Source organism: Arthrobacter sp. I3, assembly GCF_000520575.1.
Taxonomy (GTDB): Bacteria; Actinomycetota; Actinomycetes; order Actinomycetales; family Micrococcaceae; genus Arthrobacter; species Arthrobacter humicola_A.
The window spans coordinates 7,293-8,738 of the sequence record NZ_KI914922.1 but is presented as its reverse complement, the minus strand read 5'-3'; the positions used below and the strand labels follow the sequence as shown (position 1 = coordinate 8,738).

Annotated in this window: 1 protein-coding gene and 1 pseudogene; both read right to left on the bottom strand. The window is 70.3% G+C overall.

Features of this window, described 5'->3' with window-relative positions:
* Positions 1–178: 178 nt before the first annotated feature.
* Positions 179–1,042, bottom strand: coding sequence for an HpcH/HpaI aldolase/citrate lyase family protein (locus tag Y706_RS0110175; protein WP_028276509.1), 864 nt, complete (start codon positions 1,040–1,042; stop codon positions 179–181).
* Between the two features lie 161 nt (positions 1,043–1,203).
* Positions 1,204–1,446, bottom strand: a pseudogene (locus Y706_RS24805) (aldo/keto reductase); the annotation flags it as partial.

The following is a 1,446-nucleotide window of genomic DNA, read 5'->3' as shown; positions in this document are numbered from 1 at the left end:
GAGGCGGGTGCCGGCGTCGAGCGTCAGTGCGGTGAAGGCGCCGCCAGGGCCCTGCAGGCGCATCGCCGGTGGCCTGCCGCCGGACGCTGCGGCGGACCCCGGCACCGGACCATCCCAAAAGACCCCGTGCACCAGATAGCGGGTATCGGTCACGGGGTCTCCTGCGGTGGTGATGTGGCTACAGGGCCGGCTGCACGCCAAAGGCCACGGCGAGCTTCATGATCTTCTCGGCCCGGCCCAGGCGCGGCAGGTCGGAGCCGTCCCGGATGACGCGGCCGCTGGCTTCGAAGTCGGCCATGAAGTCCGTGGCCCAGGCGACGTCGGACGGGGTGGGGCTGATGACCTCGTTGATGACCGGGGTCTGGTCGATGGCGAGGCAGAGCTTCCCGGTCATCCCCATCATCACCGTGATGCCGGTCTGTTCGCGCAGAATCGGGTGGTTCGTCCCGACGGTGGGGCCGTCGATGGGGCCGGGCAGGTTGCCCACGCGGCTGGCCACAACGAGCTTGGCGCGGGGGTAGGCCATGGCTTCCGCGGTGGCCGCCATGCCGGTGTCGCGGCGGAAGTCGCCCGAGCCGAAGGCCAGGCGGAAGGCGCCCTGGGCCTTGGCGATGTTGTTGGCTTCCTCGATGCCGACGGCGGACTCGACCAGGGGGATCACCGGGGTCTTGCCGTCCATCCGGTGGAAGCTCTCCGTGACCTGGTCGGCCGATTCGGTTTTGGCCAGCATGATGCCCAGCAGGCCGGGGGTGCCGCGCAGGCCGGCGAGGTCGTCGGCCCAGAACGGGCTGGTGGCGTCGTTGATCCGGACCCATGCGCTGCCGCCGGCGGTCAGCCAGTTCACGACGTTGGCGCGGGCGGCGTCCTTCTGCGAGGGGTCCACCGCGTCTTCGATGTCGAGGATGATCGCATCGGCCCGGGAGACGGCGGACTGGTCGAAGAGGTCGGTCTTCATCGCGTTAACCAGCAGCCAGGAGCGGGCGATGTCGGCCGGGATGTTGCGTTGGGGCCGAAGTGATTCGGCGGTGGTGGTAGAGGTCATGCATCTACGCTAGTCGCCCGGGGGCACTTGCCGCTAAGCGATCCGGCCTTCAGCGGCGACCATTACGACCAAAATCACATCCCTGCCCAGCTGGCCGGCAGCAGAAGCCGTTTCCAGGCTCAAAACGGCCAGGCGGCCGGCCAGTTGGGTGGGCGGACCGGCTAGGGGATGTTGCTTCCCCGGGCCGCGACCCAGAGCCCGTACCACTCGGCGCGCGTCATCGCCGCGGCGGCCTCGGGGGCGCCGGCGCAGGCGAGGATCCGGTCCGGGTTCGCGGTGCCGATCACGGGCGCAATCCCGGCAGGGTGCCTCATGAGCCAGCCGAGCACGATCGCTTCCCCCGTGGTTCCCTTCTCGGCGGCCAGGGCGGCCACGAGGGAGGTGGCAGCCTCCTCGGCCGGCGT

Coding starts and splice junctions, on each gene's coding strand:
- Y706_RS0110175 (WP_028276509.1), bottom strand. CDS start 1,042: ATGACCTCTACCACCACCGCCGAATCACTTCGGCCCCAACGCAACATC.